This is a genomic window from Acerihabitans sp., assembly GCF_036398755.1.
Classification (GTDB): Bacteria; Pseudomonadota; Gammaproteobacteria; order Enterobacterales; family Enterobacteriaceae; genus Acerihabitans.
Window position 1 is genome coordinate 18240 of sequence record NZ_DASWOM010000090.1, and the last position, 14567, is coordinate 32806.

Genomic DNA, 14567 nt, shown 5'->3' on the forward strand with positions numbered 1-14567 from the left:
CGAGGAACAAACATGGCCAAGCGTATTCAGTTTGCCGCCAACGGCGGACCAGAAGTGATGCAATACGTCGACTTTAACCCGGCGGATCCGGCGGCGGGAGAAGTACAGGTTGCAAATAAAGCCATAGGTATCAATTATATTGACACCTATGTGCGCAGCGGTTTATATCCCACCCCCACCAAACCCTCGGGCCTGGGGACCGAGGCCGCCGGCATTATCGTCAAGGTGGGCGCCGGCGTTTCCGGGCTAAAGGCGGGGGATCGGGTGGTTTATGCGCAATCGCCCCTGGGCGCCTACAGCGAGGTGCATAACGTGGCGGAAAAAAATATCGCCCTCCTGCCCGACGCCATTTCGTTTGAGCAGGCCGCCGCGTCATTTTTAAAAGGCCTGACCGTCTTTTACCTGTTGCGCCAAACTTATGAAATCAAACCCAACGAAATCTTCCTGTTTCACGCAGCTGCGGGCGGCGTCGGGCGCATTGCCTGCCAATGGGCCAAGGCGCTGGGCGCCAAAATGATCGGCACGGTCGGCTCGGTGGAAAAAGCCGCCCTGGCCAAAGAAGCCGGCGCCTGGGAAATCATCAACTACCGGGAGGAAAACGTACCGGAACGCGTGGCGGCGCTGACTGAAGGGAAGAAGGTGAGCGTGGTGTATGACTCGGTGGGCAAAAACACGTGGGAAGCCTCGCTCGACAGCCTGCGCCGGCGCGGCCTGATGGTCAGCTTCGGCAACTCGTCCGGTCCGGTGACCGGCGTTAACCTCGCGATCCTGAATCAAAAAGGCTCGCTGTACGTCACCCGCCCCTCGCTTAACGGATATGTCACCAATCGCGAAGAACTGAAATTCGCCAGCAACGAACTGTTCTCGATGATTGCCAGCGGCGCGATCAAGATCACGGTGCCGGATCAACAACGCTTCCCGCTAGCCGAGGCGCAGCGGGCGCATCAGGCGCTGGAAAACCGCGAAACCAACGGCTCCTCATTGTTAATCCCCTGATCCCGCGCGGCTAACGCTATCTCTCCGATTATCCAATGCGGGGATTGCAATATCCAAAGCGCGCCTTGTGCCATAAAAAAACGGGCCCTCTAACGAAGGCCCGTCGTTTACTACCAACTGCAAAACGCGTGATGTAGGTGGAACAGAGGCTTAAACACCGGTGTATGCTGCTTATACAGCTATTATTCACCGATGCCGATGAAATGCTTATGCTAAAACTGAGGCATTATTCTAACAGGATAGATAAGTAAAATGCATACTTTGCCGCTGCCTGGGGCCAGGAAAACATCAAACTGTGATCCATCGCCCATATTTCTCTTCCTTACTTAAACGCAGCACGCCGCGCGCATCATTCTTTGATTGTGGCGGCCGGCCATGCGGGGCGGGGAAAAACGCCTTGGGCGTAATAAGGCGAAAAGGCAATGAACTTCCGATTATTGCCGCGCTTGATATTTAACTAGTCGAATTGATTGATGCTGATAAACATATTTTTTGTCTATGCTGATTTATTTCCGCATTGCCCATTTGTTTGCAACAAATCTGGTCGGGGATGAACGAACAAAAAATAATTTTACTGGCGTTTGTGCCGGCAATTTTACCGTAATTTCCTAGAGGAGTGATTATGTCTGACACATTTTATCAACCTGATTATGCGCCAGAGCACAATTCGCGCTGCCCGGTAAATCCACTGGCGGTAGAGATATCATTGACCTCTGAGACCTATTATATTGACCCTCAAGTCATCCCGGATGTCACGCTGAGCCCTTTCGCCCGTTCGTCGGGGGTGCCCCTGGCAGACGAGGTGGTAACCTGGAGTTCTACTTTTGGCGAAATTGCACAGTTCACTGAGACGGGCAGAAATGGGGTCACCACCAATACGCTAATGAATTCAGTGACAAATCCTCAATTCGGCACCGCGACTGTCACTGCTTCTGTCGGCGGTAATAGCGCATCCATTAATATAATCTATTTTTACGCCAGTTTACTGCCGGTACGCGTGAACGGTCTGACAACACAAAATGTCTTGACCGGTAGTGTTATCAAACAAGGCGTCCAGGCATTGATATATCGCCCGGTGGTGCTGGCGATTGGCGACGTATTCACTTTTTACTGGGGGTCTTTTAAAACGCAAAGATTCTATGATGGTACGAATATCCCTTGGGTCATAGATATTTCCGGGCTCGTGGATGTAGAAGTCGACCTGGTTGACGGAACCTACCTTGTGTATTATGAAGTAGAAAGTCAAAACGGTTTTTTTCCCTCCACGCCATTGCTTCTTGCTATTGAAGGAAGCCCTTATAGTATCTCAACATTGGCTCCCCCCACGTTACCCCACATACCCGATAATCGTATTACTTATAACGCCGCAGTCCAGGGTGTCGTCGTTCAAATCCCCGGTAATCAACCGAATATCGCAAACGGAGACCATTATAGGATAACGTTAGCACTCAGTACATACGCCGGCGTACCCATCCGTAGCACTGTGGTGGCGCAGGGTGACGTGACAAATTCAACGGCAGGCACTAACGCCATGATAACTTATTTCTATCTTAGAGAGTTAAGTGGCGTAAATGGCAGTATTTCCTATAGCATTATCGACCGCGTGACAAATGTGGTTAATCAATCTTATATTACGCGAGTCTTAATTAATACAGTTGTGCCAGGATAGATATATTACCAAGATTTTCCGAGTTCGGAATTGGCCACTGATTTTATAGGCACCAGTAATAAATATGGATAAAAAAGGAAATGCTATGGCTCTGCCTGAACCTTTAGTTCCGCAAAAAAAAGAGGGTGTCGTTACCGGAAACGATTTGGCGGCCGGAGACGGACTGATTGTTATTGTTCCCCGCTATGTGACCGCAGGGCTGTATCGTAGAAAAAATTCATCCCGTACAGCCAGGCATCAAGATAGGTTCTTACTCCCCACCCCATATTAAGGGTGTTTCTATCGTCGTTATTCCGCCCGCCCAATTGCACAAATAACATAGCAGATTCGCCGTCATACAGAGGTAATAAAAAATCCAGCGAGCTATTTACGAACCGGAAACGATTATCGGTATTGATCTTCACCCTGGCGGTACCATAGTGATTTAACCAATTCTGCATGGCCTCGCCGGTCACCAGCGAGCCAACATTTGCCCCCATCGCTCCATAGGATTCATCTGCGGACATCATCGAGCCAAGCGTGGTAAACCTATTGATAAACCGCTGATTATCGCCGGGCGCTGCGGCCAAGCCAGGCTTGCTCAAGGTTTCGCTATCCGGAACCTCAATCTCATCCCCTGCCGTTAATGAAGTGAAAGGTTTCGAAAAAGTACGGAATTTATTTAACTTTTTTAAATTTTCCGCTGTAATATGGTATTTCCTTGCTACTGTATCAACAGTCTCCCCTTCACCTAAAATATAAGTTTGGCTCATAAATACAGCGTCGCCTGGCGGCTCAGCGGCATTCACATCAATGAAAACAGAGTATAACATCAGGATTATAAAAATAAAAAACAAAATAAAATGCTTAAAATAAGCTAATCGATAAAATGACGATTTAGGTATTTTAACTTTAGTTAGCTGCATGATACACCACACATCATAAATAACATATATTAAAAATATAAATCAGTATCAATGAAGTGCAGCTCTCATTTATATAGCGATGTGCGTGGACGCATAGCTTGAAATAACGAGAGCTACTATAGCAATCAATAAATCAGCAATATAGAGATATTCGCCGGGTTTTTGAAAAGCTTATGGGTGCTTATATTACTATATTAAAAAATAACAATTTGGCACCTTACCCTTATCAGGCAAGGCGCCATTTGGCAGGCTTCGGCTTATAGATAAAAAAACGTCTGCCGACCATCCCGGGCGGGTAGCTTAATATCGGGGAAAACGGGGCGGGTTAACCGCGCGCCAGATCCAGGCCACCACCAGCGCGAGTAACAGCCAAGGCAGCAGTTTCAACGCCATGACCAGCACGCCGGCAAACATCATGACCAGGAAACCCACCGCCAGCGCCGCCAATACGCCCAGAAATGAGATACCGGTCAGCAGCAGCATCAAAAAGAATGCGATGACAAAGACAAATTCCACCATTACAGGCTCCTGAAATCGGGGGTAACACAGCAGGCTAAACCTTCTGCGATTTTTGCGATGATAAGAAACATATTACAAAAACCGTGCCAATAATAAAGCACGCCTCACCATTGAAAAATAACGATAAATATTGTTATGTTCGAGATGGGAATGGTCTTTTTGACTAAATAATAGTTATTATCACCGCTATCGGCCGCCTTATTCCGCGATTCCGCGCCATGGCCGTAGTAGCCCTCATAACGCACCTTCACCGCCGGCGGCGCATGCCAGTACATATTGGCCGGAGAAAGCCGACAAGATTTATCCGGCAATGCACCGCATCGGTTCAGCTTTTGCCACTTTGGCCAATGCCTGGCGCACCACATCAATACCGGCTCCGGCCTTGTGGGCGTTTTCGCTGAGATGGCGCCGCCATTGCCGCGCACCCGGCACGCCCTGGAATATTCCAAGCATATGACGGGTCATATGGCCAAGGTAGGTGCCTTGGGCCAGTTCGCGTTCCATATAAGGATACATGGCTTCCACCACCGCCGTCATATCGTCATGCGGATCGGCGGCGCCGAATAACCGGCTGTCGACCTGACCAAGCATGCCGGGGTTCTGGTAGGCCTCTCGCCCTATCATCACGCCGTCCAGGCGGTTAAGATGCCGTTCCGCTTGGTCAAGTGTGGTTATGCCGCCGTTGATTGCAAGCGTAAGGGACGGAAAATCGCGCTTGAGCTGATAGACGCGATCGTAGTCCAGCGGTGGGATTTCGCGGTTTTCCTTCGGGCTTAGCCCCGACAGCCACGCTTTTCGCGCATGGATGATAAACGTATCGCAGCCGCCGCGCTCAGCCACGGCCTGAATAAATTCGCACAAAAACGGATAGCTATCCTGCTCGTCGATGCCGATGCGGGTTTTTACCGTCACCGGAATAGACACCGCGGAGCGCATGGCGGCAATACAGTCGGCCACCCGCTCGCGCTCAGCCATCAGGCAGGCGCCGAAGCGGCCGTTCTGCACCCGGTCCGACGGGCAGCCCACGTTAAGATTAATCTCGTCATAGCCCCGCAGCTCGGCCATGCGGGCACACTGCGCCAACGCATCCGGCTCGCTGCCGCCCAACTGTAACGCCAGCGGATGCTCGGCCTCGTTATAGGCCAGATAGTCGCCTTTGCCATAGAGCAAAGCGCCGGTGGTCACCATTTCGGTATACAGCAACGCATGACGCGTCAGCTGCCGCAGGAAATAGCGGCAGTGGCGGTCAGTCCAGTCCAGCATCGGCGCGACAGAGAAGCGCTGCGAGGGAAACCGCGCCGCGGCTGGCATGTTTAAGGATTTGGCTGCTAGAGCATTCATAAGGTCAGGTGCAGGCATCAAAATAGTTCAAGAAACGCTGGGATGTTATCAAGGTATTCTATCACAGTATTCCCATGAGGTGACGATCTCCACAATCTCGATTCATTAATCATGTTAATGTTTCTATTTTGCTAAACATCGTATAATGTTTCATTCCTGTTAAAAATTATACTTTTAGCAACCCATGGAACGGCCATTTCATCCCAAATGAGCGTCATTCCATCCCAATACCTCCCCAAGTGATTTACAAACCGATCATAATCATTTATCACATATTCATAATGTATATTTAAACGCCAATACAGAAAAAAGGTAGAAAAATGATTAATCAATAAACAAAATGGGTTTTATCTTTCATAAACTCCAATGTCGTCTTTTTATCTGAAGCCCTCTTTACCCTTGGATGGATCTAATTGCAGATATCATTATCATTATGACAGTGTTTATACTTGACCCTTGCACTTATACCAAATATGCGATCAAAAGTTCGTTGCCGGCAAGCGGTATTAAAGGTGCAATACGTGACGTGGACAATGTGAGCACTTTGCGATTAAGATGCAAAACCTCTAAACCGTCGATAATTTTCATAAACCAAAATTCTTATCAATATCAAGGTGATAGTGAAGATCTAAAATCTATAATCGATGAGCAGCCGTTGACGCTTTTTTTTATCTTCATTGGCAATGAAAATATCAAATTCCATGATTTTGTTCCCATTAGGGACAATGTGATTATTTTATCAAAGTTTATTAAAATCAGCACATTGTTAATGATAATTCGCTACTTTATGGATACAAAAGCTTGGCGAAACGGGGATTCCGCCATTGGCTTCTCGCCATTGCGTTTTAGTAAAACGGAAGTGGAAATTCTAACAATGTGGATGTCCGGTTATGATACATTGTATATTTGTACCCAGTTGCATATTAAAGAAAAAACCCTGTCTTCTCATAAAATTAATATAAAGCGTAAAACCAAGGCCAGCAATAAGCAGGTGATTTATCATTTAATTGCCATTGCTAACAGCGTAACAGACAGTATTAATATCCGTTATCCCGTTTGCTGAAAAACAGCAGTGGCGCAGATGTGGCTGCCCATCCCCGAGTTAATCCCCGCGATTTTATCGACACCCATAGCGCAGCAGCGTGAAACGCGCCGCTATTCGGCGTTTTTACGCCTTCATGATAAGATAGACTAAGGATTAAACTGCGGGGAATCATTATGAATATCACCGATCGGTCTCAACTGCTCAGCCAGGCTGAACAGTTATGCCAGCAGCGCAATGTGCGTCTGACGCCACAACGATTGGAAGTGTTGCGCCTGATGACACAGCAGGTCGGTGCAATCAGTGCCTACGACCTGCTCGACCTGCTGCGCACAACGGAACCGCAGGCCAAGCCGCCGACGATTTATCGCGCGCTGGATTTCTTGTTGGAACAGGGGTTTATCCATAGGGTCGAGTCCACCAACAGCTATGTTCTGTGCCATCATTTTGAACAGCCCAGCCACACCTCCGCTTTTTTTATCTGCGATCGCTGCGGTCAGGTCACCGAACAATCAACCGAAGGCATTGAAGAGATACTACAGAAAATGGCCCAAGCCAGGGGGTTTACCATGCGTCATAACGTGGTTGAGGCCCACGGTTTTTGTCTCATGTGCGCCGAGGTACAAGCCTGCGACAACCCTCAGGACTGCGGGCATGACCATAGCGTGGCGATAAAAAAACGCTAACGGGCACCAGCCGATCCGCTACGCCAAACGGAAAAATGCCATCACGCGTCGCTACAGGGAATGGAGAACGTTTTACCCGCGCCGGATATGAAAAAATACGCCTGTAGCATTACTATAGCCGAAGGGCGAATAGATATAGCGAAGGAGGGGTGGATAGATAAGGCCAGCAACGGCTGTAGGGTGGTACATCCTTGTACCTTTGGGTAGGAACACTTGAGAACCAATTAACCCGCACTTGCGTGGTGGTCAATTCTTCCAAAATTATTACCAACGATATTTATTACGTGTTTCCCAATCCTTGACTTCCGTTTCAGCGGCTTCTTTACCATAACCATAACGCTCTTGGATTTTACCAATTAATTGATCGCGTTTGCCTTCCACCACGGTCAAATCGTCGTCGGTAAGCTTACCCCATTGTTCTTTCAATTTGCCTTTAAATTGTTTCCAATTACCGCTGGCTTCGTCTTTGTTCATCGGAATTCTCCTTGGCTATCGGTTTATCAGTCAACATAATTCATCACAGGTTTTATATACTGCGTGGATATAGGGAACTGTCTTTAGTCCCGAAACCTGCTGTGTCATAAGCTAACCCTATGAATAAAGTATAGCAGGGGATTTGGCGCGAGGTTCATTAAGCAGACGATTAGACCATACAGGCAGGGTTATTATCGCTGGAGCGGCGATAAATTGAAATAAAACAGGGGGTAGAGGGCATGGGGCAGTACAGCGCCAATTGTAACGAAATATTAACCACCGCCTGCGTTGACGACTCGCCGCTGCCTGTTTACGGCGACAGTCATTGTCCCACGCCGCCGGACATCAGACAACGGCGCGGCACGGGGTGGCCTGTCGTCAGATCCAGTTGCCGTTGCGAATGACGCCGACCGCCAAACCTTCAATGGAAAGCTCCTGCTCGCGCAGGTCGACGATGATGGGTGAGAACTCGCTGTTTTCCGGCAATAATTCAACAATATTACCGTGCCTTTTCAGGCGTTTCACCGTCACTTCATCATTAATGCGCGCCACCACCACCTGGCCGTTATGGGCGTCCTGCGTTTTATGCACCGCCAGCAGATCGCCGTCCATGATGCCGATATCCTTCATGGACATGCCGCTGACGCGCAGCAGGAAATCCGCATGGGGTTTGAACAGATCGGGATCTATCTGGTAATGGCTTTCAATATGTTGTTCCGCCAGCAATGGCTCGCCGGCGGCCACGCGGCCGATAAGCGGCAGCCCGGTCTCTTCTTCTATCAATAAGCGGATGCCGCGCGAGGCGCCGGATACGATTTCAATGGCGCCCTTGCGTGCCAGCGCCTTGAGATGCTCTTCGGCGGCGTTAGGAGATTTGAATCCCAGACGATGCGCGATCTCCGCCCTGGTCGGCGGCATACCGGTTTGCGCAAGATGATCGCGGATAAGGTCAAAAACCTCTTGTTGTCTGGCGGTTAGTGCTTTCATTCCATCCCCTGTTTGTTTATACAGTCTTTATGTGAGTATATACAGGTCCGCGGCAATTGAAAACCATAAGCGTTGCAAATCGTGATAAAACCCCGGCTACGGCCGAGCGCGGACGAATATTTCTCAAATATGCCGCCATAGCAGTGTTATCCACACGAATAGCGCCAATACAATGGCCAGGAACACCGCCGCGGAGCCCAGGTCCTTGGCCCGGCCCGAAAGCGGATGCAGTTCTGGCCCGATGCGATCCACCACCGCCTCAATGGCGCTGTTGATGATTTCAACAATAAGCACCAGCCAGACCGAGCCCATTAACAAAATCCGCGCCACCGGATCGCGTTCAAGGAAACAGGCGAGAATAATCGCCGCCACGGCGGCCACCGCTTCCTGGCGAAACGCGGCTTCATGTCGCCAGGCGGCGCGACATCCTTTGATGGAATAACCCATGGCGTTAAAGATGCGTCGAAGCCCGTTGGTTTGATTTGCCATAATTTTATGCACTAATGAAAAATTGTGCCTATATTACCGTTTCTTCTCGTTCGCATCACCACAGATCTGTCGCGCGGTTTCTGGTATTCTTGTGGCGCAATGCTAACAAGAGGCTTCACGAAGATATGTCAGGTTGGCGTACTATTTATTATACATTGTTGGATTTACCGCTCCGGCTACTGGTGCGAAGTAAAGCTATTCCCGCTAATCCCCGGCAAGAAGCCGGTTTGGATCCGCTGCGGCCAATGATGTATGTTTTGCCCTATAATTCCAGGGCGGACCTGCTCACCCTGCGCGCGCAATGCCTGCGGTTGGGGCTGCCCGATCCGCTGATCCCCCTGGATATCGACGGCGTGCTCTTACCGCGCCACGTCTTCATCCACGATGGTCCCCGCGTTTTTCGCTACTTCTCGGAAAAGCTGGAATCAGTAAAGCTGTTTCATGATTATCTTGATTTACATCGCAATAATCCACAGCTTGATGTCCAGATGGTGCCGGTGTCCATTATGTTCGGCCGTTCGCCCGGTCGCGACGGGCAACAGCACCAGCCGGCGCCGCAGCTACGGCTGCTCAATGGTTTCCAGAAGTTCATCGCGGTACTGTGGCTGGGGCGCGATAGTTTTGTGCGTTTTTCCCGACCGCTGTCCATGCGCTTTATGGCGAATGAGCATGGCACCGATAAAACCATCGCGCAAAAGCTGGCCCGCGTCGCCATGATTCATTTTGCCCGCCAGCGTCTGGTGGCGGTAGGGCCGCGTCTGCCGGTCCGTCAGGATTTATTCAACAAACTGCTGGCATCCAAGGCCATTGAAAAAGCCGTGGAGGATGAGGCACGCACTAAAAAAATCTCGGCGGACAAAGCGCAGCAAAACGCCATCGAGCTGATGGAGGAGATTGCGGCGGATTTTTCGTATGAAGCCGTGCGTTTGTCGGATCGGGTGTTGAGCTGGACCTGGAACCGGCTCTACCAGGGACTGCACGTGCGCAACGCCGAACGCGTTCGCCAGTTGGCGGAGGACGGCCATGAAATTGTCTATGTGCCGTGTCACCGCAGCCATATGGATTACCTGCTGCTGTCCTATGTGCTTTATCATCAGGGACTGGTGCCGCCGCATATCGCCGCCGGCATCAACCTGAACTTCTGGCCGGCGGGTCCGATTTTCCGCCGGCTGGGCGCTTTTTTTATCCGGCGCACCTTCAAGGGCAATAAGCTCTACTCCACCATATTCCGCGAATACCTGGGTGAATTATTTACCCGGGGCTATTCAGTGGAATATTTTATGGAGGGAGGACGCTCGCGTACCGGGCGCCTGCTTGATCCCAAGACCGGCACCCTGACCATGACCATCCAGGCGATGCTGCGTGGCGGCAACCGCCCTATCACGCTGGTGCCGATTTACGTTGGGTATGAACATGTTATGGAAGTGGCCACCTACGCCAAGGAACTGCGGGGAGCCACCAAGGAAAAAGAAGGATTCGTGCAGATGGTGCGGGGGTTGCGTAAATTACGCAACCTGGGCCAGGGTTATGTCAATTTTGGCGAACCCTTGTCGTTAAGCGTCTATCTTAACCAGCGGGTGCCGCACTGGCGTGATTCCATCGACCCTATCGAAGCCCAGCGTCCCGGCTGGCTGGCGCCCGCGGTGGACGATATCGCCGCGCAAATCATGGTAAGGATAAATAACGCCGCGGCGGCGAACGCCATTAACCTGTGTTCCACCGTGCTGCTGGCTTCCCGTCAGCGTTCCCTGACCCGCGAACAGCTTTTGCAGCAGTTAACCTGCTATCTGGAGTTGATGCGCAACGTGCCCTACGCCGCTGATGTCACGGTGCCGGACACTACGGCGCAGGACCTGCTGGAACATGCCCTGGCGATGAATAAATTCAGCGTCGAACAGGATACCATTGGCGATATTATCTACCTGTCCCGCGAACAGGCGGTACTGATGACCTATTATCGCAACAATATCCAGCATCTGTTTATCCTGCCTTCGCTGGTCGCGAGTATCATTATCGGTCATCCCGGCATCGATCGCGGGCAGCTATTGCACCGTATCAACCTGCTTTATCCCCTGATGAAAGCCGAGCTATTCATGCGTTTCGAGATGCCCCAGCTCGGCCCGGTCATCGAAGCGCTCATCGGGGAACTGGCGCGCCAGGAGCTGGTTGTCGAGCGCGCCGCGCAGCTGTTTTTCAACCCGGCGCGGGCATTTACCCTGCAACTGCTGGCGGCGGGGGTGCGCGAGACGTTGCAACGCTATGCCATCACCTTTTCGCTGTTACGCTTCAATCCGCAAATCAATCGCGGGACGCTTGAGAAAGAAAGCCGGATTATGGCCCAGCGTCTTTCGGTGCTGCACGGTATTAACGCGCCTGAATTTTTCGACAAAGCGGTATTTTCCACATTGGTGGCCACGCTCAGGGATGAAAGCTATATCAGCGACACCGGCGATGCCATTGGCGAGAAGGTGAATGAGGTCAGCGAGATCCTCGGCGAGCTGATGACCCCCGAGGTGCAATTGACCATTAACAGCGCAAGCCTGTTGGCCGCGACGCCTGAAAACGACCCCGCGCCCATGTTATGATATCCGCGGCGGGCGAATGCCGACGCATCGCCCGTCTTTACGCCCTGTTATAACCGGGCCTGGCCGAAAAAACTCAGCGCAATGCCGACAAAAATCAGCATGCCCACCAGGTTGTTGTTTAAAAAAGCTTTAAAGCAGGCGTCGCGATCCCGCCGCGCAATCAGTTTTTGCTGATAGACAAACAACCCTCCCGCCAGCGCCAGGAACGCATAAAATACCATGCCAAGCGACGCCAATGCTCCCAGCCAGGCAAGCAATAGCAGCGTCGCCGCCTGTAGTAAACCGATAATCAATTTGTCATGGCGTCCGAAGAGAATAGCGGTGGATTTAACACCGATGCGGATATCATCATCGCGGTCCACCATGGCGTATTGCGTATCGTATGCCACCGTCCAGAGGATATTGGCGGCGAACAGCAGCCAGCAGGAGAGAGGTAAGGACTCACTGACCGCCGCATAGCCCATGGGTATTGACCAGCCGAATGCTGCGCCCAATACCAGTTGCGGCAGATGGGTTACCCGCTTCATAAACGGATAAACCCAAGCCAGCGCCAGGGCCGCCACCGAAAGGGCAATGGTCATGGTATTCAGCGTCAGCACCAGCCCAAACGACACGCCCACCAGGATGACAAACAGCATTTTGGCTTCTTTTTCGCTGACAAGGCCGCTGGGCAAGGGACGGGAGGCGGTACGCCTGACGTGACCGTCTATCTTGCGATCGGCAAAATCATTGACGACACATCCCGCGGCGCGCATAAAAAAGACCCCAAGGACAAACACCGCCAGCGTGCCTAAGGCGGGCGTGCCGCTTCCCGCCAGCCATAATGCCCAAAGCGTCGGCCACAGTAATAACAGAGAGCCAATGGGTTTATCAATGCGCATCAGTCGGCACCAGGCCTGCCATTTGCCCATCGTGGCGCTTTGTTCCACTTGTTTCTCCTTTACTTCATCATTCTTTGCATACTGCTTAACAATACAGCGGAGCAGCGGGTAAAAACAGTTCGGTCAGCAATAAGGGTTTACCATCCGGGCGCAGGCAGGAGCGCCGCGCCCACAGGCCGTCTTTTCGGCCCAGCTGGATAAAGTCCCGTTCCGGCGTCCGGTTGCGAAACAGCCAGCGGCCCAAGGGAACATCACCCAGCGTGGTAAGCGCCCACTCCGACCCGTTCATGGCGTTTTCGGGCATCAGGGTGCGACCGGCCAGCCAGGGTATGTCATCGCCGCACAGTACGATTTCCCGCAGCCAGTAGCGATCGCTGGGCGGCAACAGGGCAATATCGTCACCCAGCGCCTGTGCCGGGAAATAACCTTCGCGGCCACGGCGGATGGTAACATGCCGGCAATGGCGCTCGAAGCGCCGGGTCATGGATTCTTTCTCCATCAGCCAGTCCGCCAGGGCGGGCGCGGGCGCCGGGTCCTGGTCAGTCAGCCAGGTAATGGCAGCCAGTAACGCGATGTGAGGATCGTCCGTCATCCTGTTCCCCATAGTTCAGGTGTTCAGATCCGATAGTGTAGCTCAGAACGCCAGTTTTTTAACCTGCCGTAAGCGGAAGATTGCGATTGATGAGGCGGCAATACCCCTTAGTACACGCGGCGGCGTAAAAAAAAAGCCTCCGTAAGGAGGCGTTGGAAATGGGTATTGTCGCGCTTATTCCAGCGCGGGGGAGCGTTCGTCGGTTAAACCGTACAGATAGTATTTACGACCGACCATCTGGCCGCCGTCACGCGTCAGCGGGATCCAGTTCAGCTGCGCGCGGCTACGGTTCGGCGTCGGCGTCAGCAGATCCAGCGGGATGGAAAGGTAAAATCCTTTGGTGAACGACCCTTCGCCATAGTCCTCTTTGGAGACGTTGGTAAAGGTGGCAAAGGCGCCGGCGGTGATCCCGCTGTCGAAGCGGCGGGATACATCGAAGGTGACGCCCTTATCCTTGGCCAGGTAACGTCCGACGCTGGCTTTAACCAGCACGTTATCCATGAAGTCCGGCCGCCAATAGCCGGTCAGGTTGCCGGTCGCCACAGTATAGTCGGCGAACTGCATCATATTGTCCCAGTCGCGCTGCTTGACGTAGTTACCGTCAATGCCCACCGCCCAGTTTTTGTCCAGCGGACGATACAGCACTTCCCCGCCGACGCCGCCGTACATCATTTCCAGATAGCCGCCATAAAGCTGGCCGTACCAGCCGTCGCCCAGGCGATCCATATAGGTGGTCTGCAAGTTGCTGATATAGACGTCGTTCTGCACATACTCACGTATGCGGGTGCGGACGCGCGGCAGATGGGAATCGCTCGGCGGCGCGGTGAAGTTGAATTTGTCGTAGTTATTGACGATATTGCCGAACAGGGAACCGGAGGTCACCCAATGGTCGGTCAGCCAATAGCTGGCCGTGCCTTCGACGCCGATTTGGTACATGTAAAATGATTCAGGCCCGCCGAACGATTGGTTGAGCACCGGCGACACGCCAAGCTGCAGGCGTTCCCGGTCGATATAATAACCTTGTTCTGCGTTTTTCGGCACGTCCGGCTCGGTGCGGCGTTGCTTCAGCGGCTGCTCATGCCCCAGGGGGTAACCCGCCAGGGTGTCCTGCAAGCTTTTCACGTCGGTTTCCGTGGTAACCTGCGGCATGTTCTGCCGGGTCTGGGTGACCTTCAGGGTATCGATGTTCTCCGGCAGGTTATTGACCAGGATACGGTTGGCGCGATCGACGCCCTCTTGGTCATCCCGGTATTTATATTGCTCGCCGGTCATATACAGGGTGCGGTCTTTTACCTGGATATGCGGGCCGGTAAACCCGGCATTGCTGTCCATATCGGTCAGCTGCTGCGCCACCACCTGATGCTGCAGCATATCGGACTGCGGCTGCGGCGCGTAGGCCGG

General features: G+C 52.2%; 14 protein-coding genes. 5 read left to right on the forward strand and 9 right to left on the reverse strand.

Annotated elements, in window-relative coordinates; translation table 11 throughout:
• The first annotated feature begins 12 nt into the window (after window positions 1-12).
• Together VGC33_RS15155 and VGC33_RS15160 are read left to right on the forward strand one after the other, a co-directional pair.
• Complete coding sequence (locus tag VGC33_RS15155) at window positions 13-996, forward strand: quinone oxidoreductase (protein ID WP_331121598.1); 984 nt, start codon at window positions 13-15, stop codon at window positions 994-996.
• Window positions 997-1618: 622 nt separating this feature from the next.
• Window positions 1619-2665, forward strand: coding sequence for an Ig-like domain-containing protein (locus VGC33_RS15160; protein WP_331121599.1), 1047 nt, complete (start codon window positions 1619-1621; stop codon window positions 2663-2665).
• 170 nt (window positions 2666-2835) lie between these two features.
• Here the strand turns inward: VGC33_RS15160 and VGC33_RS15165 are convergent, their stop codons facing one another.
• The 3 genes from VGC33_RS15165 to dusA all read right to left on the reverse strand — a co-directional run bounded on the left by VGC33_RS15165 (window position 2836) and on the right by dusA (window position 5400).
• Window positions 2836-3570: an inverse autotransporter beta domain-containing protein gene (locus VGC33_RS15165; protein WP_331121600.1), complete on the reverse strand. Its 735-nt coding sequence runs from the start codon at window positions 3568-3570 to the stop codon at window positions 2836-2838.
• A gap of 300 nt (window positions 3571-3870) precedes the next feature.
• Complete coding sequence (gene pspG / locus VGC33_RS15170; protein ID WP_331121601.1) at window positions 3871-4089, reverse strand: envelope stress response protein PspG; 219 nt, start codon at window positions 4087-4089, stop codon at window positions 3871-3873.
• 300 nt (window positions 4090-4389) lie between these two features.
• A complete protein-coding gene (gene dusA / locus VGC33_RS15175; protein ID WP_331121602.1) occupies window positions 4390-5400 on the reverse strand; it encodes a tRNA dihydrouridine(20/20a) synthase DusA in 1011 nt (336 codons plus the stop codon).
• A gap of 463 nt (window positions 5401-5863) precedes the next feature.
• Between dusA and rcsA the strand changes: the two genes are divergently transcribed.
• Window positions 5864-6493, forward strand: a complete 630-nt coding sequence (gene rcsA / locus VGC33_RS15180) for a transcriptional regulator RcsA (RefSeq protein WP_331121603.1) — start codon at window positions 5864-5866, stop codon at window positions 6491-6493.
• A 155-nt stretch (window positions 6494-6648) separates the two neighbouring features.
• Entirely contained in the window at window positions 6649-7158 is a 510-nt protein-coding gene (gene zur / locus VGC33_RS15185) for a zinc uptake transcriptional repressor Zur (protein WP_331121604.1), read from the forward strand.
• Window positions 7159-7422: 264 nt separating this feature from the next.
• Here the strand turns inward: zur and VGC33_RS15190 are convergent, their stop codons facing one another.
• The 3 genes from VGC33_RS15190 to VGC33_RS15200 form a co-directional block, all read right to left on the reverse strand.
• The gene (locus VGC33_RS15190) at window positions 7423-7632 is read right to left on the reverse strand and encodes a CsbD family protein (protein ID WP_331121605.1); all 210 of its coding nucleotides are present in this window, start codon (window positions 7630-7632) and stop codon (window positions 7423-7425) included.
• 378 nt (window positions 7633-8010) lie between these two features.
• A complete protein-coding gene (lexA, locus tag VGC33_RS15195) occupies window positions 8011-8619 on the reverse strand; it encodes a transcriptional repressor LexA (protein ID WP_331121606.1) in 609 nt (202 codons plus the stop codon).
• Window positions 8620-8742: 123 nt separating this feature from the next.
• A complete protein-coding gene (locus VGC33_RS15200) occupies window positions 8743-9108 on the reverse strand; it encodes a diacylglycerol kinase (protein ID WP_331121607.1) in 366 nt (121 codons plus the stop codon).
• Window positions 9109-9233: 125 nt separating this feature from the next.
• Between VGC33_RS15200 and plsB the strand changes: the two genes are divergently transcribed.
• The gene (gene plsB / locus VGC33_RS15205; RefSeq protein WP_331121608.1) at window positions 9234-11693 is read left to right on the forward strand and encodes a glycerol-3-phosphate 1-O-acyltransferase PlsB; all 2460 of its coding nucleotides are present in this window, start codon (window positions 9234-9236) and stop codon (window positions 11691-11693) included.
• Between the two features lie 47 nt (window positions 11694-11740).
• Here the strand turns inward: plsB and ubiA are convergent, their stop codons facing one another.
• From ubiA to VGC33_RS15220, 3 genes are all read right to left on the reverse strand, one after another.
• Window positions 11741-12604, reverse strand: coding sequence for a 4-hydroxybenzoate octaprenyltransferase (ubiA, locus tag VGC33_RS15210; RefSeq protein WP_331121614.1), 864 nt, complete (start codon window positions 12602-12604; stop codon window positions 11741-11743).
• A 55-nt stretch (window positions 12605-12659) separates the two neighbouring features.
• Window positions 12660-13166, reverse strand: coding sequence for a chorismate lyase (ubiC, locus tag VGC33_RS15215; RefSeq protein WP_331121609.1), 507 nt, complete (start codon window positions 13164-13166; stop codon window positions 12660-12662).
• 174 nt (window positions 13167-13340) lie between these two features.
• On the reverse strand, window positions 13341-14567 hold a 1227-nt coding region (locus VGC33_RS15220), incomplete at its 5' end, for a YjbH domain-containing protein (RefSeq protein ID WP_331121610.1).

Coding starts and splice junctions, on each gene's coding strand:
- plsB (WP_331121608.1), top strand. CDS start 9,234: ATGTCAGGTTGGCGTACTATTTATTATACATTGTTGGATTTACCGCTC.
- VGC33_RS15200 (WP_331121607.1), bottom strand. CDS start 9,108: ATGGCAAATCAAACCAACGGGCTTCGACGCATCTTTAACGCCATGGGT.
- dusA (WP_331121602.1), bottom strand. CDS start 5,400: ATGCCAGCCGCGGCGCGGTTTCCCTCGCAGCGCTTCTCTGTCGCGCCG.
- VGC33_RS15160 (WP_331121599.1), top strand. CDS start 1,619: ATGTCTGACACATTTTATCAACCTGATTATGCGCCAGAGCACAATTCG.
- ubiC (WP_331121609.1), bottom strand. CDS start 13,166: ATGACGGACGATCCTCACATCGCGTTACTGGCTGCCATTACCTGGCTG.
- lexA (WP_331121606.1), bottom strand. CDS start 8,619: ATGAAAGCACTAACCGCCAGACAACAAGAGGTTTTTGACCTTATCCGC.
- VGC33_RS15165 (WP_331121600.1), bottom strand. CDS start 3,570: ATGCAGCTAACTAAAGTTAAAATACCTAAATCGTCATTTTATCGATTA.
- pspG (WP_331121601.1), bottom strand. CDS start 4,089: ATGGTGGAATTTGTCTTTGTCATCGCATTCTTTTTGATGCTGCTGCTG.
- VGC33_RS15155 (WP_331121598.1), top strand. CDS start 13: ATGGCCAAGCGTATTCAGTTTGCCGCCAACGGCGGACCAGAAGTGATG.
- VGC33_RS15190 (WP_331121605.1), bottom strand. CDS start 7,632: ATGAACAAAGACGAAGCCAGCGGTAATTGGAAACAATTTAAAGGCAAA.
- zur (WP_331121604.1), top strand. CDS start 6,649: ATGAATATCACCGATCGGTCTCAACTGCTCAGCCAGGCTGAACAGTTA.
- rcsA (WP_331121603.1), top strand. CDS start 5,864: ATGACAGTGTTTATACTTGACCCTTGCACTTATACCAAATATGCGATC.
- ubiA (WP_331121614.1), bottom strand. CDS start 12,604: ATGGGCAAATGGCAGGCCTGGTGCCGACTGATGCGCATTGATAAACCC.